The 1,306-nt window shown below is 39.4% G+C and carries 1 protein-coding gene; it reads right to left on the bottom strand.

Features of this window, described 5'->3' with window-relative positions:
* Positions 1 to 143 precede the first annotated feature (143 nt).
* Complete coding sequence (locus tag KHA96_RS13345; RefSeq protein WP_249315541.1) at positions 144 to 1,295, bottom strand: IS4 family transposase; 1,152 nt, start codon at positions 1,293 to 1,295, stop codon at positions 144 to 146.
* Positions 1,296 to 1,306: the final 11 nt, after the last annotated feature.

The raw sequence follows: 1,306 nt of genomic DNA, 5'->3' as shown, positions 1-1,306 counted from the left end.
CACTAGTGTTGCACGATAACCAATAAATGTAACTTTTGATTTAAAAGTAAAAATTTTCCAGTCGCTTTCATTCTATTTTTTAAAAAAAGGTAACGCTCAGTCTATTTCGACCCAGTTCCCTTTTTTTGTAAATATTTACTTTTCTATTTTTCTTTCTTTACGTAATGATCCTTTGAAATCGGGCTGACAATTGCTACATTTTCACCATATATTCGTGGGATAGGTATTTTACTAGGTACCTTCTGTCTTCCTTTGCTTCTTTTTTGAGGGCGATAAAATTCCCTGTTTACTTCATCCCACGAATCCAAAAGATATTGGCGAAGGATCCTTAAAAATTGCCAAGCTGTTTTTCTAGGCTGTTTCAGTAGTTTTAATATCTCAAGCAATCCAAAGGTAATGAGAGAAAGGAATAGTTGATTCCATATTCCAATCGGCGAATGGCTGAATAGATGCTCTACTTTAATATGTTGTTTTAACCATTTGAAGAAAATCTCAATAAACCATCGGTTTTTATAGGTATCCATGATCTCCTGTTCAGTTAAATCCAAGCGATTTGTCAAGATTCGGAAAAATGTGCCTTCGTTATCCGTAAATTCAACGAGCTTCAACCTTTCAGGCCTTGTCCTTATCGAGACTTTCGCATGCTTTGTTACATTAGGTACATCAGGGGTATATTCTCTCAATGTCTCAACTTTAAAGGTCTTTTTTACACGGACTAAGAACTTGACGCCCCTGCTAAGCCAACCGCCTATTTTAGTTTTTTCACCATATCCACGATCCATGACATAGGTGGCATCGTCACAATCAATCAAATGATTGACGGCATCTATATCCGCAACATTGGAGGTGGAAGGAATCATCCGTTCAGGAAACACACTGTCGGAAGAGGCAACGGCCAAACAAAGATGCAATTTTACCCCGCTGGAATCTTTTGATACAGCCGTCCAGTCGGAAGCCTGGTTGGGCAATTTTATGAACGTTGAATCAATGATACGTAATATCCCTACATTTGAATGGATTCCTTTTGCCTTGGACTTAATGGACCAATATTTCCATGCGATGCGACCCAACAAGGCTGATAACTCAGCTGTATCCAAGGACCTAAGCCGACGGCTTATCTGAGAAGCACTAATGGAGCCAATCTTGAGTTCATTTTGGATCTGCTTTTTCGACCTTATAGCTACTTCGATTTCCCGAAGGCTACCCCAGCGAAAGAGGGTCGAAAGGAGAAATATTTTCACTAAGGATTCATCCGATAATTTTGTGAAGTTGTAATTATGGGATGGGCATGCCAGTGTTGTGGCTG

Origin of the sequence: Bacillus sp. FJAT-49711 (assembly GCF_018343715.1) — a bacterium.
Taxonomy (GTDB): domain Bacteria; phylum Bacillota; class Bacilli; order Bacillales; family Bacillaceae_C; genus Lederbergia.
This window is presented reverse-complemented; position numbering and strand designations above follow the sequence as displayed.